Genomic DNA, 22,428 nt, shown 5'->3' with positions numbered 1-22,428 from the left:
TTTATGCCAGTTAAATTTTTTGAAAATCAGCTTGCTAGCATCTCTTTTAGCCATTTTTGTGCCACAGAAATGTCGGAAACATCCGATACAGTAAGAATCAAACGATTCTTGTGCTCCTTTATTTTAAAGTAACGTGAATTCAACTGCGCAAATTGCATAATTTGTTGAAAAACAGGGGATGAGTAAAAATCATCTCTGGAAGCCGGCAACAAATAGCATTTCATCTGCTTGTTTTTCAAGACCAACTTTTCTATGCCCAGTTTCTCTGCTTTCCATCTCAAGCGCACGGTTTCCATCAAGTCCACCACAGCTTCAGGAACAGGGCCAAATCTATCCTCCAGCATGGTCGCAAATTTATTCAGCTCCTCTTCGTTTTTGATGGAGTCCAACTTGGAATAAAGCCCTAATCTTTCAGAAATATTGCTGACATATTCCTCTGGAATCAATAGCTCCAAATCGGTTTCTATAGTACAATCCTGCACCAATACCTTGACCTTTTCTTTAAGATCGGTTTCGAAAAGGGCGGCAAATTCATTTTCTTTCAATTCCTGTACCGCCTCATCCAGGATTTTATGATACATCTCAAAGCCCAAATCTGTAATAAATCCGCTTTGTTCTGCACCTAGTAAATTTCCGGCTCCACGTATATCCAGATCCTTCATGGCTACCTTGAAACCATCTCCCAGATCAGAAAACTCTTCCAATGTTTGAAGTCTTTTTCTGGATTCTGGAGTCAAACCAGACATAGGTGGAGTCAAGAGATAACAGAAAGCTTTTTTATTGCTTCGACCCACTCTTCCCCGCATCTGATGCAGATCACTCAATCCAAACATATGGGCCCGATTGATGATGATGGTATTTGCATTGGCTATATCCAAACCGGACTCAATGATATTGGTTGAAACCAGCACATCGTATTCATGATTGATGAAATCCACCATGACTTGTTCCAGTTTTTTGCCATCCATTTGACCATGTGCCCCAACTACACGGGCTTCTGGGACCAGTTTCATGATCAAATTGGCAATGCTGTCTATCTCACCCACTCTATTGTGCACAAAAAATACCTGTCCACCTCTTCTTAATTCATATGCTACCGCATCACGGATAACTTCTTCCTGAAAGGTTTGAACTTCGGTAGTAACAGGCTGCCTGTTAGGCGGAGGTGTAGCAATAACCGAGAGGTCCCTTGCTCCCATCAAAGAGAAATGTAAAGTTCGGGGAATAGGGGTGGCGGTAAGCGTAAGCACATCCACATTGACCCGTAAGTTTTTCAGCTGATCCTTGACCTTAACACCGAATTTTTGTTCTTCATCGATGATCAGAAGTCCTAAATCTTTGAATTGAATATCCTTGTTGACAATCTTGTGGGTTCCTACCAAAATATCTATTTCCCCACTTTTTACTTTTTCTACAATTTCTTTGACTTGCTTGGTGGTGCGGAACCTATTGATAAAATCAACTTTGACGGGGAAATTTTCCAGACGCTCCTTGAAGGTCTGATAATGCTGCATAGCCAATATGGTGGTTGGAACTAGTACAGCTACCTGCTTTCGGTCATTTACAGCCTTGAATGCTGCTCGAATAGCTACTTCAGTTTTCCCGAAGCCCACATCTCCACAGACTAGCCTATCCATTGGATAGGATTTTTCCATATCCGATTTGACATCTGAGGTCGCCAATGCCTGATCTGGAGTGTCTTCATAAATAAATGAACTCTCCAATTCCACCTGCAAAACAGAATCTCTCGAAAAGGCAAAACCGGGAGCACCACGTCTTTTAGCATAGAGCTCAATCAAATCCTTGGCAATGTCTTTGACCTGTTTTTTGGCACGGGTCTTCTTATTTTCCCATTCCGGTGAACCCAACTTGGACATGGAAGGAGCTTGCCCCTCCTGCCCGGAATATTTGGAGATTTTATGAAGGGAGTGGATGTTGACATAAAGCAAGTCATCGTCCCTAAACACCAATCGAACGGCTTCCTGCATTTTACCCCCAACCTCTACTTTTTCCAATCCGGCAAATCTTCCCACTCCATAATCCACGTGCACGATATAGTCACCAGGGTGTAGGGCCTTAAGTTCTTTAATCGTTAGAGCTTTGGATTTGCTCGCCTTTTTTCGGGACTTGTAACGGTGAAATCTTTCAAAAAGCTGATGATCGGTGTAGCAGACTAATTTGCTTTGTCTGTCTTCAAATCCCTCTCTCAAGCCCAAGAGCATACTCTGCACATGGAGCGTAGGGTCAAGTTCTTTGAAAATTCCGATTAAGCGGTCAATCTGCTTTTCATTTTCAGCAGTGATAATATTTGAGAATCCCTTTTTCTCATTTTCTGCCAGACTGGCCACCAGCAGGTCAAAGTTTTTATTAAAAGAAGGTTGGGGCTGGGAATCCCATGTTATGGACTCACTGCCTTTCAAATAAAACTGTCTTCCGAATTCGACGATACTGAATTGAGCGGACTGTTCTTTAAAATCCTTCCCGGTTTCAAATAAATCTGCCGGCTTTAATAGGGTTTTGGTTTGATTGGTTTTGGCAAGAATGGAATCAAAGGCTTGCTCTGCTTTGTGAAAACACTCCGTCATCACATCTATGGTCAGTTGATAATCCTTGATCCATAGCTTGGTTTGCTCTGGTAAAAAGCCTAGAAATGACTGCCTAACTTCCTGTAATAGCTTGGTTTGGGTATTGGGGATGAGAGAAATTTGCTCAACCTCAGCGATGGAAAGCTGAGATTCTGCATCAAAGGTTCGGATACTTTCGATCTCCTTTCCAAATAATTCCAAACGATAGGGATGCTCATTTGAGAATGAAAAAACATCTAAAATTCCCCCTCTAATCGCGAATTGACCCGGCTCGTAAACGAAATCCGTACGCTCAAAATCATAGCTCGCAAGCAATTCTGACACAAACTCCATATCCACTTGCTCTCCAACCTTGGCAGTGAAAGTGTTTTCTTGGAGGGACCTTTTATTGATCACCCTTTCGTAGAGGGCCTCGGGGTAGGAGATGATTATTTTTGAACCCTCTTTAGCATCCAGAACCTGGTTTAGAATTTCGGAGCGAAGCAATACATTGGCATTGTCTACTTCCTCGTACTGATAAGGCTTTTTGAAGCTGGAAGGAAAAATCATATGCTCGTCAGTAGCCAATAAGCTCTGAAGATCAGAATTGAGGTAAGCTGCTTCCTCCTTGTCCTGAGCAATAATCAGATGAAAGCCACCGTGTTTTTGGAAAAAGGTGGCAAACAAGACCATATCAAGACTTCCCGAAAGACCTTTGATTTGGAAATCGGTCTTTCCTTCCTGAAGGATTTTTTCGGAAAAGGTCTGAAAAAAAGGGTCCGATTGATAGATGGATAGGAATGCCTGTCGGTCCAAGAGGTAAGCTGGTTTAAGTTTGGGAGCGCAATTTAGGGCTTTTCGCGTTTTTGAGTCTTATCGAAGAGAGATTCGATAAAATTGTGAACCTAAGGCCTGTTAAATTGTTTTGCCAACGTGAGCAATGTAAACGAACCGAAAACCTGGTTTCAAAAACTGGAGAGCCTTCATCCCTATGAAACTTTACTGTATTTAGGGATGATTGGTAGTGGGCTTATTTTCCTATTTATGGTGGCAGCTTTTTTATTCTCGGGCTTGGATCAGCTGGAAGGAATGAATCAGCGAATACCTATTTCATTCATGATTTCTACCTTTTTGCTGGTAATTAGTGGATACACGGCTACCCGGATGAGAATATTTTACCAAGAAGAAAGAACCGAAAAGGTCCTTCAGTCTTTGAGGAATACACTCTTTTTGGGTTTGGTTTTTACGGGTTTACAATTTACTGGATGGCTGGAGCTACAAGCCATGGGAATCAACTTCAAAGGAATTCCTAGTGGAAGTTTTCTTTACGTACTTTCTGGGATTCATATTTTCCACCTTTTAGGAGCTATGATTTTTGCCGTGATACTTTGGGTTCAGCTTCAAAAAAATCAGGAGGATAGTATCAAGCATCTGATTTTGTTGACTAATCCTTATGAAAAAATGCGAATTCGACTTTTTACTGTCTATTGGCAGTTTATGGATGCAATTTGGCTTATCTTATTCATGCTATTTGTTTTGAGCTTTTAAAAAGAAAATCATGAAACTCACCATAGAGTCTCCAGTAGAGCAGGATTATTTATCAGTCAAAGAAGGTTTCAACGAAGCCCTTTTTAAGCGACTGAGTCCTCCTTTTCCTCCGGTCAAACTCATAAGATTTGACGGTTCCAAAAAGGGAGATATGGTTTCTTTGGAGTTGAATTTTATCTTTTTTAAGCAAAAGTGGACCAGTGAAATTACCGAGGACCAAACCAATGAAGAGGAATTCTTTTTCATTGACCGGGGAGTTGTATTGCCCTTTTTTCTCAAAAAGTGGACTCACAAGCACCGGATTATCAAAAAGGGAGAAGGCAGTATTATCCGGGATGAGATAGAGTATGAAGGGCCTAACAAGCTGCTCACATTCTTGCTATACCCTGCGATGTTGGGTCAGTTTTTTTACAGAAAGCCCATTTATAAAAAGGTGTTTAGCAGAAGTTAAATCTTTGGGAGATTTTCACAGTTTTCAATCCTGCAGTCCCCATAAAGAACCAAGGAATGAGAAGTGATTGAGGAGCCAAACTCATTTCCGATTAATTCTTTGATCTCATTGATTTTTGGATCGGAGAACTCTCGGATTTTTCTGCACTGATTACATACGTGATGATCGTGATGCTTGTAGGTCAAGGCCTGTTCGTATAGGGCAACTTTATCTTTGAACTGATGCTTCACTGCCAAGCCACTTTCTACCAGCAAGTCCAAGGTATTGTAAATAGTTGCTCGGCTGATCGTGTAACCCTTATTTCTCATACTTAAAAATAAGCCTTCCACGTCCATATGCTCATCTTCTGGAAGAGAGTATAACTCATCTATCACTGAAAAACGCTCCGGAGTTTTCCTGCTTCCTTGTTTAATGAGGAAGTTTTCAAAGATTTTTTTCGCTTTCTCGATCAGTGCCTTGTCTGCCATTTCCAATATTTTGTAAAAATAAAGATGGAGTATTCTCCAATTTTTGGCAACAATACAGGATTTGTGAAGGCTAATTTGATTTCAGTCTAATTAAGGATTGTTTCCCTTCATTTGAACAAATATCCCGAAGAAAATGGTTATAAAAATAGAAAAAAGGTTTCTGAAAAAGCCTTAACTTATACCAATCACCCGATTGTGGATCGAATGATAAAAAAGACCCTGCTGATCATATTCTTTCTTGGGCTAACTCTTATTGATACCCAAGCTCAAGTGCCTGGTTTCTTCATGAAAGAGGACAAGAGAAGAGTCATTCTTCCATTTTATGCCTCAAATTCTCTGATCATCGTTCCGGTCTCTATCAATGGAGCTTATCCCGTAAACTTCCTGATCGATACTGGTGTGAGGTCCAATATTTTATTCAGCAAAGATTTGGGGGATGCGATGGGTCTGGAATATACTCGGAGACTGAATTTGATGGGGGCTGACGGTTCTGAAGAAATAATGGCATCGGTATCTCCTGTCAATCATATTGATTTAGGCCCGATAGAAGGTTTAGCTCAAAGCTTATTGGTTTTGGAAGAGGATTTTTTGGAATTGGAGTCGGTGGTAGGAATACCTATTTATGGCATCATTGGCTATGAATTTTTCAAATTTAATCCTGTCAAAATCAATTATGATGATGAAAGAATAGAGTTTTTCAGGACGGATGCCATGAAGTGGAGGCCTCCTCTTTACAAAAAGATGCCGTTGGAAATAGATCAAAACAAACCCTATATCCGGGCTAAAATCAAGCAGAAAAACGGGAAGGTATTGGAATCAAAATTATTGATAGATACGGGAGCCAATCATGGACTGCTTCTCAATCGGGAAACATCCGAGAAAATAGATTTGCCTGAAGATAACCTGGAAGCCGAATTGGGCCAAAGCTTGGGAGGCTTGCTTTATGGATACATAGGAAGAGTGGATTGGTTGAAAATCCAAAGCTTGAAGCAAAAGGAGGTCTTGACTTCCTACCCGGATGAGACAGCGTTCAGCTATATCATCAAGGAATCCGGAAGAATGGGGAGTCTTGGATCAGAGGTTTTGGGCAGGACAAGGTTGATTTTGGACTATCCGAGGAAGCGTGCTATGATGAAAAAAGGAGATAGTTTTTATGCCCCTTATGAGTACGATATGAGTGGGCTCAATGTTAAAAAGATTCCCACAGACGATAAGCGATTTTACATTGGTCAGGTTCGTGAGGGTTCTCCAGCAGATGAAGCTGGAGTTGAGGCTCTTGATGAAATATTGAGCATTAATAAAATTCCAACCTTGATTTGGGAGCTTTCGGATGTAATCAAATTGTTTCGCTCTAAAGAAGGAAAGGTCATTGAGATCGAAGTGAGAAGGTATTTCGATGAAGAATTGACCCGATATGAAGACTTTACTTATAAAATCAGGCTGGAAAAGCAGATATAGCCCATTTCTCTCTCCTTTTGAAATTTCCCTATTTTTGGGAAATAGATCCTCTGGGAAACTTATTTTAAGGTAATTTCGTCAATAGTTCAGTTTTATAACCCTAATGCAAAAAATGAAAAAGCTATTAATTCCAATTTTGATTCTGGCAGTGGTTGGTATTTTTATTTATACCAAAGCTGTTGGCACTTACAATACTTTTGTTCAGGCCGAGGAGCAGGTCAGCGGTCAATGGGCTGAGGTGGAGACTCAATACCAAAGGAGAGCAGACTTGATCCCTAACTTGGTTAACACCGTGAAAGGATATGCTGATTTTGAGCAAGAAACTCTAACAGGAGTAATCGAAGCAAGATCGAAGGCTACTTCTATCAATGTGGACGCTAACAATCTTTCTCCAGAAAATCTTCAGCAATTCCAGCAAGCCCAAGAGCAGCTTTCAGGTGCATTAAGCAGACTTTTGGTTACCGTGGAGCGTTATCCTGACCTGAAAGCCAATCAAAACTTCTTGGATTTGCAGGCTCAGTTGGAAGGAACTGAAAACCGAATAGCTGTGGCCAGAAGAAATTTCAATCAAGAAGTGGTTGCTTACAATACCACCTTAAGAACCTTCCCGAACAACCTCTTTGCAGGTTGGTATGGATTTGAAACCAAAGGGAAGTTTGAAGCAGCAGCAGGAGCAGAAAATGCACCTACTGTAGAATTCTAAATTATGGCAGAAAAATTATTCACTTCGGCAGAGAAGAAGCTGATCGTATCAGCGATCCAAACTGCCGAAGTTACCACTTCCGGAGAGATTCAGGTTCATATAGAAAATCACTGTAAGATTGATGTATTGGACCGTGCGGCTGAGGTGTTTGAAACCTTGAAAATGTATCAAACCAAAGACAGAAACGGGGTTTTATTTTACTTGGCTGTCAAAGACCACAAGTTTGCCATTTTGGGAGATGCAGGGATCAATTCAGTTGTACCCAAAAATTTCTGGGAAGATATCAAAAACCACATGACCGATTTGTTTAAAAAAGGTCAATTCACCCAAGGTCTGATTGATGGAATCCATCAAGCCGGCGAAGCTCTTGCCGAGCATTTCCCATACCAAGGGGATTCAGACGAAAACGAACTACCCGATGAGATTTCATTTGGATCTTAAATCCATAACGCTGTTTTTATTTCTTTTTTCTTTGGTAAGTCTTGTGGGATTTGCTCAGGATTTTCCTCCTGTTCCGAATCCTCCCAGACTGGTGAATGATTTTACCCAAACATTATCTCAGGACGAAGTGTCAAGGCTGGAGCGCAAACTTGTAGCCTATAACGATAGCACATCCACTCAGATAGCCATTGTCATGATTCGCTCTATTGGGCAGTATGATATATCTGATTATGCTTTTCAACTTGGAGATCAATGGGGAATTGGGGGGAAAAGTGATAATGGAATTCTGATTTTGGCAGCGATGGACGATCGCAAAGTCTTTATCGCTACAGGATACGGGATGGAGGGAGTAGTTCCTGATGCTTTGGCAAATCGAATTGTCGATAATTTGATTGTCCCCAACTTTAAGATGCAGTCATATTATCAAGGCTTGGATCAGGCCACGGATATGATTATCAAGCTTGCTTCAGGTGAATATAAAGCCGAGGAGGTAATCTCAAATGGCAATCATGGTGGGGCCATATTTATATTCTTGTTGTTCATTTTCCTCTTTGTGATTTTACCTCTTTTGAAAAACCGGAATGACAATGACAACCACATGGGAGGAAGAGGTGGAGGAATTGATCTCCTGACTACCATTATGCTGGCCAATTTGCTGAAAGGCGGAGGCGGAAAGTTTGGAGACTTCTCCAAAGGAGGCGGAAGCTTTGGCGGCTTTGGTGGGGGCGGCGGAGGCTTCGGCGGTTTCGGAGGCGGAAGCTTCGGAGGCGGAGGAGCCGGTGGAAGCTGGTAAAGCCCTACTTTGAAAAAAGTTTAATAAAAAAAAAGCGCCAGATGGCGCTTTTTTTTTATGATTCTTGCTCTCGGATTAAAGTACTCTTTCCAATTGAGAGAAGTAGAAGTTACCTTCAATTGCAGCGTTTTCGTCTGAGTCAGATCCGTGAACTGCATTAGCTTCGATAGACTTAGCGAAGATTTTACGGATAGTACCTTCAGCCGCATTTGCTGGGTTGGTAGCACCAATCAAATTTCTGAAATCTTCTACTGCATTGTCTTTTTCCAAGATAGCGGCGATGATAGGTCCAGAAGACATATATGCGCAAAGATCCTTGTAGAAAGGTCTTTCTTTGTGAACCTCATAAAATTTACCTGCCAATTCAGGAGTCAATCGGGTAGCTTTCATTGCCACGATTTTAAAACCTGCTTCTTCGATCATCTTTAGGATTGCTCCAGAGTTACCAGCCTCGAATGCATCAGGCTTGATCATGGTGAATGTTCTGTTTCCTGCCATGTGTTTTGAGTTTACATTGGTTTAATTCGGGCGCAAAAATAGGGGAATAGAATTCAGAATCCGAGAAATTCCGAGGAATAATCCTCTATTTCGTTCATTTTCAATAAAATGACTAAGTTGGGAATTGTCAAAAAAATCCTGACCTTTGCGGACTACTAGTGCCTAAGTGCCGTTGAAACTATATAAATGGAAGCATTAGCCTCGTTTAAAAAAGAAATCTCTTCACCCAAAAAAATATTCATCACCACTCATGTCAAGCCGGATGCGGATGCGCTGGGTTCCTCCTTGGGATTAGCCAACTATCTGCTGAAGAAAGGACACGAGGTAACTGTGGTGACTCCGACAGATTATCCCTCTTTCCTGAATTGGATGGAAGGGAACGATTTAGTCTTGGACTTTAGTAGGGAAGATCATCAGAAATCAGCAACAAAAGCTTTGAATGAAGCGGATGTCGTTTTCTGTCTGGATTTTTCTGTGCTCAACAGAGTCAATGAATTGGGTGAAATGATCCGTCAATCGGATGCATTTATTGTCAATATAGATCACCATCAGGATCCGGAGGACTTCGCTGACTTCAAATATTGGAGTACCGAAGCTGCGGCCACCTGCGAGTTGGTTTATGAGCTTATCGTAGAATTAGGCGATAAGGAGTTGATTGACAAGGATATTGCAGAATGCCTCTATGCAGGCATTATGACGGATACGGGTGGTTTTCGCCATCCCAACACTACTAAAAATGTTCACTTGGTCGTTGCCGAACTGATCGATTTAGGGGCCAACCCTTCACAGATCGCAAATTGGATATATGATTCCAATTCTGTCAATCGCCTGAAATTTATCGGCTTTGCAATTAGCCGAAGACTGGTAGTGAGAGAAGATATCCATACTGCTTACTTTGCGATCAGCAAAAAAGATCTTAAAAAATATCAAAGCCGCACCGGAGATACAGAAGGATTGGTCAATTATGCCTTATCTTTGGACGGAATCAAGTTAGCCGCATTGTTTTCAGAGAGAGAAGACGGAATAAAAATTTCCTTCAGATCCTCAAGTGAAGTAGCGGTTAATAAATTTGCTGCGTCTTACTTCAACGGAGGTGGACATAAAAATGCAGCAGGAGGTAAATCCGAAAGAAACCTGAAGGAGACCATAGAAAAATTTGAAAATCTAGTGGAAGAGCATCAGGATGAGCTTTTTGATCAAGAGCCTGTTTCCAGCAATTGATTTCAGCAACCTTAAAAATAGAATAACCACCTAATCTTTATGAAAAATAAATCTAGCCTTTTGGCAGTTTTGGTCCTTTTGACAGGATCACTTGTTCTTTCTTCTTGTAAAAAAACTAAAGTAACCGAGAAGGATGGAATCGAATATACTTATATCAAAGAAGGAAGTGAGAAGCCAGCAAACGGTGACTTCCTGATGTACCATTTGGAAATTATGAATTCCAAAGATTCTGTGATCTACACTACCATTGATCAACCGGTACCTGGTTACTTGATGGCTAATGATTCCATGCCTACCAACAATGGGATGGATGAAATTTTTATGTCTTTGAGAAAAGGAGATAGCATCCACTTTGAATCTACCGCTAAAACCATTTTCGGAGAAAACTATCCTCCATTCTTGGAAGAAAATGAAACTGTGAAAATCAGATTGGGAGCTTTTGATATCATGTCAGAGCAGGCTTTGATGGATTTCTTCACAAAAGCGAATGAGGCAGAAGCTGCCAAAAGAGCTGAGCGGGCAAAAGTATTGATCGTGGAGGAAGGAAAAACCATTGAAGAGTACGCTAAAGAGAACGGTTTGGATGTGCAGAAGACTGAAAACGGGTTGTATTATGTGATTCAAGAAGAGGGAACAGGCGAAGCTATCACTCCAGGAACTACCATGTATGTGAACTATGCGGGTTACCTAATCGACGGAACTCTTTTCGATACTTCCTATGAGCAGCTTGCCAAAGACAACAACATGTATAACCCACAGCGTCCATATGAACCACTTCCAGTAAATGTTGGAATGGGTCAGGTAATTCCAGGTTGGGATGAAGGTTTGATGTTGTTGAAAAAAGGATCCAAGGCTAAATTCTTGATTCCTTCTCCTCTAGCTTATGGAGAAAACGGAGCGGGAGCATTGATAGGTCCAAACTCCATTTTGGTTTTCGACGTTGAAGTGACAGACGTTCAAAAATAAGTAACCTAGATTCCAATTCATTTCAAAAACTATGAAACTCAGATTAACTTCCTTATTGCTAATTCTTGCTAGTGGTTTTGCTATGATGGCTTGTATTGATCAAGACTCCACTTTTCAAGGTATTTTAGAAAAAGACAAAAAGGCAATTGAGGAATATCTGGCAGCTAACCCCCTGACAGGACCCAAGGATTTTGTAGATGAGTTGACTGGTTATAGAGTGATTTGGCAACAGCTTTCCAATAGTGGTAGAATGGTCGCTCCAGGTGATACCGTTCGTGTTAATTACACAGGAAAATTCCTAACCAATAAGGTTTTTGATACTACTATTGAAACAGTAGCGAGAGCGAATAATATTTTCTCTGAAAGTAGGCAATATGGCCCTATCAGATATGTGCAGGGGAGAAGGCAACTGATCGAGGGTTTTGAGACAGCGGTAGCTATCATGGAAGTTGGAGATAAAGCCACTGTCCTAATGCCTTCTGCATTCGCTTATGGGCCTGCCGGAAGAGATAATATTGCTCCCAATACACCTTTGATTTTTGAAATCGAGTTCGTTGAAATAAAGAAAGGACCACAGAACTAATGATAAAGCGTAATTCAATTCTTTTTTCTCTTCTATTTGCAATGATGCTAATGTACGGTTGTGAACCAACCAATCCATTTGCAACAGGCCCTATTTATGATTCGGAGGCCAATCTGGCAATTGATAGAGTAAAAATAGATGAGTATCTGAAAACTGCAGAGATTGACAGTGTCAGAAGAATCCATGATCCAAGTGGGGTTATTATAATCGTACAGGTAGAAGGAGTTGGTTCCAGACCTACAGGAGGAACAGTAGTATATACAGACTACACAGGTTCTTTAATCAGTGATGGTTCTGTATTTGACACTACTAGTGAGCAGGTCGCCAGGGATAACGATATCTATGTTGAGACAGCGACATATGAAATTCTTAAATTCACTTTGGGAACTGGGCAGGTTATTCAAGGTTGGGATATTGGGTATAGGAGGCTGAGACCGGGGTCTAAAGCGGTGTTAATAATTCCTTCACCTTATGCTTATCGAAACCAAAAGATCAATGAAAGAATACCTGAGAATTCAATCTTACGATTTGATATAGATTTCAGAGGAATAGATTAAATAAAAAGGGCTTCGGCCCTTTTATTTTTTGAGCTTAGGGAATAGAGCAGTGACATTTTTTTGATACGTCTCGTAAGTTTTGCCGAAGGTTTGTAGCAGTTTTTTCTCTTCAAAATAAATTCCAAAGGGAAGGTAGATGAGTAAGCAAACCAGATGAATGAGGGAACTTATGGAACTTGCCACAAAAAAGTATCCCAGAAATATCAATATTATACCCAGATAAAGAGGATGCCTCACTCGAGCATACCATCCTGATTGGATGAGTTCTTTCGTGTCAGATTCTTCTTTAATGCCTATAAATTCTTTCCAAGACCATGCTTTGCTACTTTTTACCAGAATAATTGTCCCAAAAGTCGCGGCCATGTATCCAAAGTAGCTTGAAATATCCGAACCCGGCAGAATTTTTTTAGTGGGGATTTGTATGGAAACATAGCCTATTCCGATTAAAAGCAGTAATGAGAATAAAGAATAAAAAAGGCGGTACCATTTATAGGCTGAACCTAATTTCTCCTTCAGAATTCTTTTTAACTTGGAGGCAGCGAAAACGCTGTGAGTTGTGTAAAATATAGCCCAACTCAAAGCTAGTATCCAATAGTCCATTCTAAGTATTACCCGGTAGAAGAAGAATTTTTATGAAAATCGGAATAATCCGCGAAGGAAAAAATCCACCAGACAAAAGAAGTCCTTTTACGCCAGAGCAAATCCAGAGTTTGAGTGAAAAATATTCAGACCAATTTTCCTTTTATGTAGAATCCAGCCCTGTCAGATGTTTTTCAGACGAGGAATTTAAGCAAAAAGGAATTAGCGTAGTGGAAGATTTATCTGCATGTGATGTGCTCTTTGGAGTCAAAGAGGTTCCTGTGGATAAATTAATTCCGGATAAGACCTATTTTTTCTTTTCTCATACAATCAAAAGACAAAGTTATAACCGTGGCTTGCTACAAGCGGTCTTGGAGAAAAATATCCGCTTGATTGACTATGAGGTTTTAAAAGATCAGGAAGGAAATAGGGTAGTTGCTTTTGGACGATGGGCAGGCGTGGTAGGAGCTTATAATGCTTTTTGGACCTATGGGAAAAAGACTGCACTATTTGACCTAAAACGTGCCCACGAATGTTTTGACTTGGCAGATATGAAGGCCGAATTGAAGAAAGTTCAGCTTCCACCGGTTAAAATCATTTTAACGGGAGCTGGCAGAGTCGGGAAAGGAGCCAAAGAGATCTTGGAAGCAATGGGAATCAAAGAGGTGAGCAAAGAGGACTTTTTGCATCAGTATTTTGAAGAGGCTGTGTTTGTTCAGTTACGATCCGAAGATTACAACAGGCGAAAAACAGACGGAGGATATGAAAGGGAAGAATTCTATTCCAATCCTGAGCGCTACGAAAGCCATTTTCTCAAATATGCTGAAGAAGGTGAAATGTTGATTGCTGCAGCTTATTGGGATCCCGAAGCACCAAGGCTTTTCAAATTAGAGGATATCAATTCGGATGATTTCGCCCTCTCAGTAATCGCTGATGTCACCTGCGATATAGATGGCTCTGTCCCTACTACTCGGAGAGCTTCTACCATTCTTTCCCCTGTATATGACATAGACAGGGAGACTGGTCAGGAGATTGAAGCCTTTGGAAAGCAGAGAAGCATTTCTGTGATGGCCATTGATAATCTTCCCTGCGAAATTCCGAGAGAGGCAAGTCAGGATTTTGGCAATCAGTTGATCAAGTGGGTCATTCCTGCATTATTGGATGAGCCAGCTCCGATATTAGAAAAAGCTACCCTTGCCAGAGATGGAGATCTCACTTTAGAATTTATGCATTTAAGAGACTTTGTTTATCCCTATGAATAAATTAAACCGCTATTTGGAATCAACCCTTCTCAAACCTACCATGACCGGTGAAGAGGTTGATCGTCTTATTCATGATGCTATCGAGGAGCAATTTGTAGGCGTTTGTGTGCCTCCTTTTTGGGTAAAAAAGGTCAGTAGGGAACTGGAGAAGGAGGATATTCAAACTGTCACTGTTATTGGTTTTCCTTTTGGGTTTCAGGATACTGCCAGTAAAGTTGCTGAGACCAAAGAAGCAATCAAGCAGGGAGCTGATGAGTTGGATTTGGTTTGGTCTCAAACAGCTTACCATTCAGGAATGAATTGGCCGAAGATTGAGATTGCCCAAATAGCTAAAATCTGCCATGAAGAGGAGAGAATCCTGAAAGTAATTATAGAAACGGCTTATCTCAATGCGGATCAAATAAAGGAGGCTTGTCTTATTTGTCAGGATGCAGGAGCAGATTTTGTCAAGACATCAACAGGCTATGCTTCCAGTGGTGCCAAAGTGGAAGATATTCAATTGATGCGTCAAACCCTTTCTTCCCAAACAGGAATCAAAGCCAGTGGAGGAATCAAAACGTTGGAGTTCGCAAAGGAATTGATAGCGGCTGGTGCAGACAGGATTGGAACTAGCTCAGCAAAAGCCCTGATGGATGCTTGGAGAGCCTCCCAGAGCTAATTATTCGGTGCTGAAGTAAATCAGTAAGAATGGGATAATAAAAAAGGTCAAAAGGATATAGGCAAATCCAAGAAATCTGGATTTGACTGATTTTTTGCCCATATACAAAGCCAACCTGACCGGAAGAATTCTGAATTGAGGGAAGGACAGGATAATAATCGCCCCAAATGTATTGAATAGGAAATGCACAATGGCCAGGGCAATGGCAGCCTCACTCTTATAAATTGCTGCTAAAGCAGCGGTAATGGTAGTTCCGATATTAGCCCCGACTACAAAAGGGAATACTTTTTTAAGAGAAACTTTTCGAGTGGCAACCAGAGGTACAACCAAGGAGGTTGTCACTGTACTGGACTGCACTGCCGCAGTGAAGAAAAGTCCATAAGTGAAAGCCAACCCAGTTTTTTTGAAGATCATATTGCTGATGTCCCGGAAGCTATCTACGACGAAGGCCTTATAAACTGAGGTGGCCAAAACTTTAATGGCAGCAAAAACCAGAAATACCGCCAGTATCGTGGTCAGGAAAGGAATATTAATCGTATCACTTACCCATTGCGTCAGGGGTCGAGTGAAAACTCTGTTATAGAAAACTGGTCCGCTGAGATTGTCATTATCGGAGAAAAATTGTGCAACATAAACTGCCAGCTTGCTCAGAATCCCAAAATAGAGTTCAAGCGGCAAAAGGATAAGGACTGTGAAAATATTGAAGATATCATGGATGATACCTGCGGAAAGGGCTCTTTTGAATTCCTTTTTTTTCATCACATAGGAAAAAGAAACCAACGTACTGGTAAGTGTAGTACCTATGTTAGCTCCCATGACCATGGGGACCGCCTGTTCCAAGCTTAGATTTCCAGCCGCCACTACGGCAACAATACTTGCTGTCACAGTGGAACTGCTCTGTATCAAGGCAGTCATCAAAAGACCAATGAATAGACTGACGAAAGGGTTGCGGGTTGCTAAAAATAAATCCTCTGCGACAGAATTATTGAGATGACTCATGGATACAGTCAGCAGATCAATCGCAAAAATAAACAGGAAAAGCGCCAAAAGCATGAGCACATAGCTTTTGGTTTTATTTGGTTTAGAAGATTCTAGGTCCCAGCTTTCCATTTGGAATGAAATAAGTCAGATTTCAGTATTTTGCAATCGAAATGAAATTTAGCTGGAAAGGTAATTCCGCCGAGATTCCGAATTTTCATTCAATTTCTGAGCAAAAATTGGTATTTTTTTACGAAATACAAGTCATAAATTGCCTTAAAGAGAAGATATTGGAAGGAGTTAACAATTTCTTAATACGTAAGGCTGAATAACTTCTGTAATTTTGTCCCGTTGCTTACCCGCCTCCAACCATGGCCAAGAAAAATATAGACCAAAACATCAATCAGGAGAAATTATCCAAAACGGCATATTCTCTTTTTGACTTCACCAAAAAGGAAAAGCCTTTCCTGATAGTGATTTGTATTTTAGTATCAGTTGCTGCAATCATCACCCCTTACACCTACGCAGCGATGTGGTTTGGATTTGCTTTAGCTGCTTATTCAGCTATTGCAAATGACAGTATCCAGACCATCGGTACTTTTATCGCCTCCAATCAAAATAGGAAATGGTATTGGCTGTGGTTATTCATGGGCGTGATTTTCGTCGGAACAGTTACCTATAGCTGGCTGACACTGGACGGAGATGTGAGTTACCAGAGATTGACCACCAAGGGACTGGAAAAGGCTCCTGAAAGCTTTGTGTTCTTACAACTAGCAGCTCCGATTGTACTTTTGATTATGACCAGGATGAGAATGCCTGTGTCTACGACTTTCCTTTTGTTGAATGTGTTCACCTACAAAGCGGGTACAATCTTGGACGTCATGTTCAAAAGTTTTGTGGGTTATATCCTAGCTTTTGTCATTGCGATAGTTGTATGGTTTGTACTTGAAAGGTTTGTGAAAAATTACCTGAAAGGACAAGCTAAACCTTACTGGATGGTCTTACAGTGGATCACCTCTGGTACCTTATGGTCTGTATGGATTATGCAGGATGCAGCCAATATTGCGGTATTCTTGCCTAGACAGTTGGGCTTAACCGAGTTTTTGGTTTACACAGGTTTTGTTTTTGTAGGACTAGGCTTTCTGTTCTATCTGAAAGGGGATAAAATTCAGGGAATTGTCAATGAAAAGTCCAATGTAACAGACGTTAGGGCGGCTACTATTGTGGATTTTGTCTACGCGATTATCCTCTTCTATTTCAAAATTTACAGCAGTGTTCCTATGAGTACTACTTGGGTATTTATTGGTTTGCTAGGCGGTAGAGAACTTGCGATTGCTATTGGCAAACATGGTAAAGCCAAGAAAAAAGATGCCTGGAGATATAGAGCATTCAAACTCGCAAGAAAGGATGTGTTCAAAGCATCAATAGGATTATTGGTTTCTTTGATTCTTGCCGTGATCATCAACGAGGGAGTGAGACAAGAGATCTTGGATTACTTTAGGTAATGGAGCTCTTCTCTGACGAATACTACATGAATGAGGCCCTGAAGCAGGCACAAATTGCTTTTGAGGAGGGAGAAATCCCAGTTGGCGCAGTCATAGTATCCAAGAATAAAATTATAGCTAGAGCTTACAATCAAACTGAAAAGCTCAATGATGTCACCGCCCATGCGGAGATGATAGCCATTACTTCCGCTGCCAATTATCTGGGCGCAAAGTACCTTCCGGAGTGCAAGCTTTACGTGACCTTGGAACCCTGCACCATGTGTGGAGGGGCACTTTTTTGGTCCCAAATAGGGAAGGTTTTTTACGGAGCGGAGGATCCTAAGAGAGGTTTTCGGAAAACTAATGTTGGGATTTTACATCCAAAAACAGAGCTTCAGGGAGGCTTATTAGCGCAAGAATCAGAAAAATTGTTGCTTGATTTTTTCAAAAAGCTAAGAAATTAAAAGGAAATCATACTTTTCAGAACCTTTTCTTTCCTGACTTGGTTTTCTACACAGATTCTTTAAAGGATTTTAAATCAAAGTTTAACCAAAAAATTTTATAAAAAATGGCTTTTGAACTCCCATCATTACCTTATGCTTTTAATGCGCTCGAGCCACATATCGATGCTCGTACCATGGAAATTCACCATGGAAAACACCACAACGGTTACGTTACTAATTTGAATAATGCCGTAGCTGGTACTGATCTAGAAGGAAAATCTTTGGAAGAGCTAATGGCAGTAGCTGGCTCCAATGTTGCTGTAAGAAACAACGGCGGTGGTCACTTTAACCATAGCTTATTCTGGTCAATTCTTTCCCCTAACGGAGGCGGTGAAGCAAGTGGAGAAGTAGGGAATGCAATCAATGCTAAGTTTGGAAATTTTGATTCTTTCAAGGAAGTATTTAACAAAGCGGCGGCTACAAGATTTGGCTCAGGTTGGGCTTGGTTAGTAGTGACAGCAGCTGGAAAATTAGAAGTTACTTCGTCTCCAAATCAGGATAACCCTTTGATGGATGTAGCAGAAATCAAAGGAACACCTATCTTAGGTTTAGATGTGTGGGAGCATGCGTACTATCTCAACTATCAAAACAGAAGACCTGATTACATTTCTGCTTTCTGGAATGTCATCAATTGGGAAGAAGTTAATAAGCGTTACTTAGCGGCTTTGAAATAAGCTGTTATAAGAATAAAGAGAAGCCCTAAGGAAAAACCTTAGGGCTTTTTTTTGTCCGTTAGCTGACGAAATACTGTACGCTAGTGAACGCAGAAGATTTTTTGATTTTCAATAAAATGCCCTTTAAAGCTATTTTAAGCTTATTTTCTATTCATGGCATTTCATTTTCAATAGTTGGCAAGAATAACATTCAATCTTATTTGAAAATGAAAACTGCCAACTATTTATTTTTGACCCTATTTGTTTACCTATTAGGGCTTAGTAATCTCGCCGCAAAAGAGGTGAGCCGGATATCCGGTAAAATTTTAGATCAAAAAGGTGCTCCTGTAGCCTATGCCAACGTAGCCTTGATAGCTGTGGAAGGCAATGGATTGATTGACGGAGCAGTTTCAGATGAAGACGGATCATTTATCATCGAGTCCGTTAAATCTGCGAAAGTTTCTCTGGTGGTCTCTTCCATTGGTTTCAGTACCTACACTTCTGAACCTTTTGAATTGACTCCGGGACTTATAAAGGATATGGGAACTGTCAACATTCAGGACGAAATGACCGGCTTGGATGAGGTAACAGTTAAATCCACGCGTCCAGAAATCATCATCGAACCTGATAAGACAGTGGTCAATGTAGAAGGCACTGTCATGGCCGAAGGATCCAATGCATTAGATGTCATCGGAAGATCCCCGGGAGTCTATGTAGATCAGGATGGAATCATCAATTTGAATGGTCGTTCTGGCGTGGTAGTCATGATCAATGATAGACAAACGTATATGTCTGCCACGGATTTAGCTAACTTCCTTAGATCTATGCCTGCAGATAATATCAAAAGCCTGGAGGTGATCAACAACCCATCTGCAAGATTTGATGCGGAAGGAGCTGCTGGTGTAATCAACATCAAACTGAAGCGTAATACTGTTGATGGAGTTTTTGGAAATGTGCAGTTAGGCGGGCAATACAATGGACTTTGGGCTCCTATAGGAGGAGTGGCATTGAATGTGAAAAAAGGAAAATGGACAACCAATGCCAATTTCAATCATAATCAATATGCCATTTTCAATGATTTGGACATCAATAGAAACTTTACGTTGCCTGAAGGAATTTCCAATTTCAATCAAGACTCAAGAATTACCCAGCGTGATAAAAACTGGTTCTTCAATGGTGCTGCAAATTACGAGATCAACGAAAACCAAAACCTGGGATTGAATATTCAGGCATCCACTTCCAATGATGTCAATACCTCTACCTCCCTGACTAATATTACCAATCCAGGTACGGATATCATTGACTATTTGGACAGTAGAAATGATGCAAATGGCCATAGCGACAGAATCTTTGCGAATCTTCACTACGATGCAAAGTTGGATACCTTGGGTACTAAAATCAGCTCTGATATAGATTTTACTAGAATGAATGCCAACAGTGAGTCCTTATTGGGAAACACTTATTGGTCCGGAGAAGATCAAGGATCAGGTATGAGAAATCAAATTCTGACTTTGAATGAAATGTATTACAATATTTTCACAGCAAAAGTGGATTTTGTAAAGCCTTTAAAAAACGGGAATTCCTTTGAAACAGGCTTGAAAGGTTCTTGGGTAAAATCAGATAATGATTTGGACTTGCAAAGAGCAAACGAAGATGGCCCATTTCAGCCTGACCCAAGCAGCAACCGTTTTATCTACAATGAAAACGTGTTGGCAGCATATGCCTCTTACAAAGGGAAGTTTTCCGAAAAAGTCAGCTATCAGGCTGGATTGAGAGGGGAATATTCTGATATCAGAGGAAACTCAGTTACACTGGATCAAATCAATGAGCAGAACTACTTCAATTTATTCCCTAGTGTATTTGTACAGCATAAAGTAAGCGATAACTATCAGATCATTTACAATGCAAACAGAAGGATTACCCGTCCAAATTACCGTTTGTTGAACCCCTTTATTTATTACATAGACCCTTTGACTTCAGAGCAGGGAAATCCAGGTTTGAAGCCTCAGTATTCCAATAATTTTGAAATGAACCACGTGGTAAAAGGAGCGTACCAATTTACTTTGGGGTATAGCGAGACGGAGGATGCATTTATGCAGGTGTTTATGCAAGATCAGGAAAGTCGAACTACCACTACCTTCACTGACAACTTTGACAAGACGCGAAATGCAAACTTCAGAGCCATAGTTCCGGTTCAAATCAAAGAATGGTGGAGCACATCCAATATGCTTCAGGTAAATTATAACCGCTTCAAATCTCAGATAGGAGATGACTTCTTGGATCAGGATCAGACTTCCTTTATGATGAGAACTCAGCACAATCTGACCTTACCAGCCGGATTCAAATTGGAATTGATCGGTATGTATATTGGACCTCAAATCTGGGGACAGGGCACCATAGACGGCTTCGGTTGGGTTGAGGCAGGAGTGACCAAGTCTTTGATGAAGGATAAATTGACGCTGGCTGTGAATGGAACTGACTTGTTTAGAACTCAAGAGATCAGAGCTAATGTGAATTTCGCAGATATTGACACCAGCTTCAGACAATACAGAAGCAATCAGGGGATCAGATTTACCTTGAGATGGAGATTTGCTCAAGGAGAAAGTTTCCGAGTGAATTCCAGCACAGGAAGTACAGAGGAGCGTAATCGCTTAAATTAATGTCAATCCCTTCCCAGTATGGGAAGGGATTTTTATTCTTATAAACTATGAAAAGAACATTCTTATTTGCCTTAGCTGCAGGCTTGACTTTATTCTACCCTGGATTGACAAAGGCCCAGGATTTTTCTAAAGCTGATCAGGTTTTTGATTCTTTGGATTTCCATGACAAATACATGGGAACTGTCATGATTGCGAAAAATGGGGAAAAGGTTTACAGTCGATCCATAGGATTTGCTGATTTCGAAAAAGGACAAAAGCTAAATGAAAACACCAAGTTCAGGATCGGCTCAATATCCAAAATGTTCACTTCTGTTTTGATCATGAAGGCTGTAGAAGAAGGTAAGCTTCAATTGGATCAAAAGCTTTCGGATTTCTATTCCCAGATTCCCAATGCAGACAAAATTACTGTGGACATGCTTCTGAATCATAGAAGTGGCATTCATAATTTTACTGATGATGAAAACTATTTGAGCTACAGTACCGAGCCAAAATCTGAAGAGGAAATGATTGCTATTGTCCAAAAAGGAGGAAGTGATTTTGAACCTAATTCCAAAGCAGCATATAGCAACTCAAATTATATCTTGTTGACCTTTATTTTGGAAAAAACATATGAAAGTAGCTACGGCGAATTGTTGGCAAAAAAGATAAGTCAACCTCTAGGTTTAGAGAATACGGAGGTATTTGAATCCGTTGATGTCAGTCAAAATGAAGCGAAATCCTACGCTTATAACGGAACTTGGAAAGTTGAAAATGAGACCCATCCGAGCATTCCTTTGGGAGCAGGCGCTATTTCGTCCACTGTGAGTGACCTGATCGTTTTCATCCAAGGGCTATTTGATGGAAAATTGATTTCAGAAAGTAGCTTGGCTAAAATGATGGAAATCAAAGAAGGGTATGGTAGAGGAATGTTTACTTTCCCGTATTACGATAGAAAAGCTTATGGCCATACTGGTGGAATAGACGGTTTCCGCTCCTTGTTGGGTTATTTTCCGGACGATCAGGTAGCAATTGTGACCCTTTCCAATGGTTTAAACTGGAATGCAAATGAGGTTACCCTTACCTTACTGAATGCGAATTATGGAAATGAGGTAAAAATCCCAACTTTTCAGACTTACGCTGTTAATCCTTCTGACTTGGACTTATATGTAGGTGAATACGTGACTACTCAAATTCCAATCAATTTTACTTTTGTCAAAGATGGCGACACCCTAGTCGCAAAACCAAGCGGTCAGCCTGATACCAGATTGGAACCTACCGGCAAGCATCAATTCGAATTTTCTGCAGTAGGAGCGGTATTTATCTTTGATCCCGAAAAGGGGGAACTTACCTTCAAACAAGGAGGAGGAACCTTTAGCTATAAAAAGAAATAACATCAAAGGCCGGAGTAATCCGGCTTTTTTT

Annotated in this window: 22 protein-coding genes; 17 read left to right on the top strand and 5 right to left on the bottom strand. The window is 40.7% G+C overall.

Features of this window, described 5'->3' with window-relative positions; translation table 11 throughout:
* Positions 1-26: 26 nt before the first annotated feature.
* A complete protein-coding gene (gene mfd, locus BM073_RS06135; protein WP_091651913.1) occupies positions 27-3,380 on the bottom strand; it encodes a transcription-repair coupling factor in 3,354 nt (1,117 codons plus the stop codon).
* Between the two features lie 117 nt (positions 3,381-3,497).
* Here mfd and BM073_RS06130 point away from each other — a divergent pair, with 117 nt between their 5' ends.
* Together BM073_RS06130 and BM073_RS06125 are read left to right on the top strand one after the other, a co-directional pair.
* Positions 3,498-4,112, top strand: a complete 615-nt coding sequence (locus BM073_RS06130) for a cytochrome c oxidase subunit 3 (protein WP_245756378.1) — start codon at positions 3,498-3,500, stop codon at positions 4,110-4,112.
* Between the two features lie 10 nt (positions 4,113-4,122).
* Positions 4,123-4,563, top strand: a complete 441-nt coding sequence (locus tag BM073_RS06125) for an SRPBCC family protein (RefSeq protein ID WP_091651911.1) — start codon at positions 4,123-4,125, stop codon at positions 4,561-4,563.
* Here BM073_RS06125 and BM073_RS06120 read toward each other — a convergent pair.
* Entirely contained in the window at positions 4,560-5,030 is a 471-nt protein-coding gene (locus tag BM073_RS06120) for a Fur family transcriptional regulator (protein ID WP_091651908.1), read from the bottom strand. The two genes, BM073_RS06125 and BM073_RS06120, sit on opposite strands and share 4 nt — an antisense overlap.
* 204 nt (positions 5,031-5,234) lie before the next feature.
* Between BM073_RS06120 and BM073_RS06115 the strand changes: the two genes are divergently transcribed.
* The 4 genes from BM073_RS06115 to BM073_RS06100 all read left to right on the top strand — a co-directional run bounded on the left by BM073_RS06115 (position 5,235) and on the right by BM073_RS06100 (position 8,425).
* Positions 5,235-6,488, top strand: coding sequence for an aspartyl protease family protein (locus tag BM073_RS06115; RefSeq protein ID WP_091652038.1), 1,254 nt, complete (start codon positions 5,235-5,237; stop codon positions 6,486-6,488).
* Between the two features lie 112 nt (positions 6,489-6,600).
* A complete protein-coding gene (locus BM073_RS06110; RefSeq protein ID WP_091652035.1) occupies positions 6,601-7,191 on the top strand; it encodes a LemA family protein in 591 nt (196 codons plus the stop codon).
* 3 nt (positions 7,192-7,194) lie between these two features.
* Positions 7,195-7,632 (top strand): TPM domain-containing protein, encoded by a 438-nt coding sequence (locus BM073_RS06105; RefSeq protein ID WP_091651906.1) that lies wholly within the window; start codon positions 7,195-7,197, stop codon positions 7,630-7,632.
* Positions 7,610-8,425, top strand: a complete 816-nt coding sequence (locus BM073_RS06100; protein WP_091651903.1) for a TPM domain-containing protein — start codon at positions 7,610-7,612, stop codon at positions 8,423-8,425. Before BM073_RS06105 ends, BM073_RS06100 begins: the two co-directional genes overlap by 23 nt.
* Before the next feature lie 75 nt (positions 8,426-8,500).
* Here the strand turns inward: BM073_RS06100 and BM073_RS06095 are convergent, their stop codons facing one another.
* Positions 8,501-8,923, bottom strand: a complete 423-nt coding sequence (locus tag BM073_RS06095; protein WP_091651899.1) for a nucleoside-diphosphate kinase — start codon at positions 8,921-8,923, stop codon at positions 8,501-8,503.
* A 186-nt stretch (positions 8,924-9,109) separates the two neighbouring features.
* Here BM073_RS06095 and BM073_RS06090 point away from each other — a divergent pair, with 186 nt between their 5' ends.
* The 4 genes from BM073_RS06090 to BM073_RS06075 are packed head-to-tail and all read left to right on the top strand — an operon-like array spanning position 9,110 to position 12,250.
* Entirely contained in the window at positions 9,110-10,144 is a 1,035-nt protein-coding gene (locus BM073_RS06090) for a DHH family phosphoesterase (protein ID WP_091651897.1), read from the top strand.
* A gap of 39 nt (positions 10,145-10,183) precedes the next feature.
* A complete protein-coding gene (locus BM073_RS06085; RefSeq protein ID WP_091651894.1) occupies positions 10,184-11,110 on the top strand; it encodes an FKBP-type peptidyl-prolyl cis-trans isomerase in 927 nt (308 codons plus the stop codon).
* Between the two features lie 31 nt (positions 11,111-11,141).
* The gene (locus BM073_RS06080; RefSeq protein WP_091651890.1) at positions 11,142-11,693 is read left to right on the top strand and encodes an FKBP-type peptidyl-prolyl cis-trans isomerase; all 552 of its coding nucleotides are present in this window, start codon (positions 11,142-11,144) and stop codon (positions 11,691-11,693) included.
* Complete coding sequence (locus BM073_RS06075) at positions 11,693-12,250, top strand: FKBP-type peptidyl-prolyl cis-trans isomerase (RefSeq protein WP_091651887.1); 558 nt, start codon at positions 11,693-11,695, stop codon at positions 12,248-12,250. The genes BM073_RS06080 and BM073_RS06075 overlap by 1 nt, the downstream gene beginning before the upstream one ends.
* 21 nt (positions 12,251-12,271) lie before the next feature.
* Here BM073_RS06075 and BM073_RS06070 read toward each other — a convergent pair whose 3' ends face one another.
* Complete coding sequence (locus BM073_RS06070; protein WP_091651886.1) at positions 12,272-12,850, bottom strand: methyltransferase family protein; 579 nt, start codon at positions 12,848-12,850, stop codon at positions 12,272-12,274.
* A 32-nt stretch (positions 12,851-12,882) separates the two neighbouring features.
* Here BM073_RS06070 and BM073_RS06065 point away from each other — a divergent pair, with 32 nt between their 5' ends.
* Positions 12,883-14,091, top strand: coding sequence for an NAD(P)-dependent oxidoreductase (locus tag BM073_RS06065; protein WP_091651883.1), 1,209 nt, complete (start codon positions 12,883-12,885; stop codon positions 14,089-14,091).
* The gene (gene deoC / locus BM073_RS06060) at positions 14,084-14,749 is read left to right on the top strand and encodes a deoxyribose-phosphate aldolase (RefSeq protein ID WP_091651880.1); all 666 of its coding nucleotides are present in this window, start codon (positions 14,084-14,086) and stop codon (positions 14,747-14,749) included. The genes BM073_RS06065 and deoC overlap by 8 nt, the downstream gene beginning before the upstream one ends.
* On the opposite strand, the gene BM073_RS06055 is transcribed toward deoC, so the two are convergent.
* Positions 14,750-15,859, bottom strand: a complete 1,110-nt coding sequence (locus BM073_RS06055) for a Na/Pi symporter (RefSeq protein ID WP_091651876.1) — start codon at positions 15,857-15,859, stop codon at positions 14,750-14,752. It abuts the gene before it with no gap.
* Between the two features lie 239 nt (positions 15,860-16,098).
* Here BM073_RS06055 and BM073_RS06050 point away from each other — a divergent pair, with 239 nt between their 5' ends.
* From BM073_RS06050 to BM073_RS06030, 5 genes are all read left to right on the top strand, one after another.
* Positions 16,099-17,232, top strand: coding sequence for a hypothetical protein (locus BM073_RS06050; protein WP_091651873.1), 1,134 nt, complete (start codon positions 16,099-16,101; stop codon positions 17,230-17,232).
* Complete coding sequence (locus tag BM073_RS06045; protein WP_091651870.1) at positions 17,232-17,675, top strand: nucleoside deaminase; 444 nt, start codon at positions 17,232-17,234, stop codon at positions 17,673-17,675. The genes BM073_RS06050 and BM073_RS06045 overlap by 1 nt, the downstream gene beginning before the upstream one ends.
* Positions 17,676-17,779: 104 nt before the next feature.
* A complete protein-coding gene (locus BM073_RS06040; RefSeq protein WP_091651867.1) occupies positions 17,780-18,388 on the top strand; it encodes a superoxide dismutase in 609 nt (202 codons plus the stop codon).
* A gap of 206 nt (positions 18,389-18,594) precedes the next feature.
* The gene (locus BM073_RS06035) at positions 18,595-21,027 is read left to right on the top strand and encodes an outer membrane beta-barrel protein (RefSeq protein WP_091652033.1); all 2,433 of its coding nucleotides are present in this window, start codon (positions 18,595-18,597) and stop codon (positions 21,025-21,027) included.
* 47 nt (positions 21,028-21,074) lie between these two features.
* Complete coding sequence (locus BM073_RS06030) at positions 21,075-22,397, top strand: serine hydrolase domain-containing protein (RefSeq protein WP_091651864.1); 1,323 nt, start codon at positions 21,075-21,077, stop codon at positions 22,395-22,397.
* Positions 22,398-22,428 lie beyond the last annotated feature (31 nt).

It is taken from the genome of Algoriphagus ornithinivorans, from assembly GCF_900115305.1.
Taxonomy (GTDB): domain Bacteria; phylum Bacteroidota; class Bacteroidia; order Cytophagales; family Cyclobacteriaceae; genus Algoriphagus; species Algoriphagus ornithinivorans.
This window is presented reverse-complemented; position numbering and strand designations above follow the sequence as displayed.

Coding starts and splice junctions, on each gene's coding strand:
- BM073_RS06115 (WP_091652038.1), top strand. CDS start 5,235: ATGATAAAAAAGACCCTGCTGATCATATTCTTTCTTGGGCTAACTCTT.
- BM073_RS06085 (WP_091651894.1), top strand. CDS start 10,184: ATGAAAAATAAATCTAGCCTTTTGGCAGTTTTGGTCCTTTTGACAGGA.
- BM073_RS06030 (WP_091651864.1), top strand. CDS start 21,075: ATGAAAAGAACATTCTTATTTGCCTTAGCTGCAGGCTTGACTTTATTC.
- BM073_RS06040 (WP_091651867.1), top strand. CDS start 17,780: ATGGCTTTTGAACTCCCATCATTACCTTATGCTTTTAATGCGCTCGAG.
- BM073_RS06045 (WP_091651870.1), top strand. CDS start 17,232: ATGGAGCTCTTCTCTGACGAATACTACATGAATGAGGCCCTGAAGCAG.
- BM073_RS06095 (WP_091651899.1), bottom strand. CDS start 8,923: ATGGCAGGAAACAGAACATTCACCATGATCAAGCCTGATGCATTCGAG.
- BM073_RS06070 (WP_091651886.1), bottom strand. CDS start 12,850: ATGGACTATTGGATACTAGCTTTGAGTTGGGCTATATTTTACACAACT.
- BM073_RS06075 (WP_091651887.1), top strand. CDS start 11,693: ATGATAAAGCGTAATTCAATTCTTTTTTCTCTTCTATTTGCAATGATG.
- BM073_RS06110 (WP_091652035.1), top strand. CDS start 6,601: ATGAAAAAGCTATTAATTCCAATTTTGATTCTGGCAGTGGTTGGTATT.
- BM073_RS06105 (WP_091651906.1), top strand. CDS start 7,195: ATGGCAGAAAAATTATTCACTTCGGCAGAGAAGAAGCTGATCGTATCA.
- BM073_RS06055 (WP_091651876.1), bottom strand. CDS start 15,859: ATGGAAAGCTGGGACCTAGAATCTTCTAAACCAAATAAAACCAAAAGC.
- BM073_RS06100 (WP_091651903.1), top strand. CDS start 7,610: ATGAGATTTCATTTGGATCTTAAATCCATAACGCTGTTTTTATTTCTT.
- BM073_RS06065 (WP_091651883.1), top strand. CDS start 12,883: ATGAAAATCGGAATAATCCGCGAAGGAAAAAATCCACCAGACAAAAGA.
- BM073_RS06050 (WP_091651873.1), top strand. CDS start 16,099: ATGGCCAAGAAAAATATAGACCAAAACATCAATCAGGAGAAATTATCC.
- BM073_RS06080 (WP_091651890.1), top strand. CDS start 11,142: ATGAAACTCAGATTAACTTCCTTATTGCTAATTCTTGCTAGTGGTTTT.
- BM073_RS06125 (WP_091651911.1), top strand. CDS start 4,123: ATGAAACTCACCATAGAGTCTCCAGTAGAGCAGGATTATTTATCAGTC.
- BM073_RS06120 (WP_091651908.1), bottom strand. CDS start 5,030: ATGGCAGACAAGGCACTGATCGAGAAAGCGAAAAAAATCTTTGAAAAC.
- BM073_RS06090 (WP_091651897.1), top strand. CDS start 9,110: ATGGAAGCATTAGCCTCGTTTAAAAAAGAAATCTCTTCACCCAAAAAA.
- BM073_RS06035 (WP_091652033.1), top strand. CDS start 18,595: ATGAAAACTGCCAACTATTTATTTTTGACCCTATTTGTTTACCTATTA.
- deoC (WP_091651880.1), top strand. CDS start 14,084: ATGAATAAATTAAACCGCTATTTGGAATCAACCCTTCTCAAACCTACC.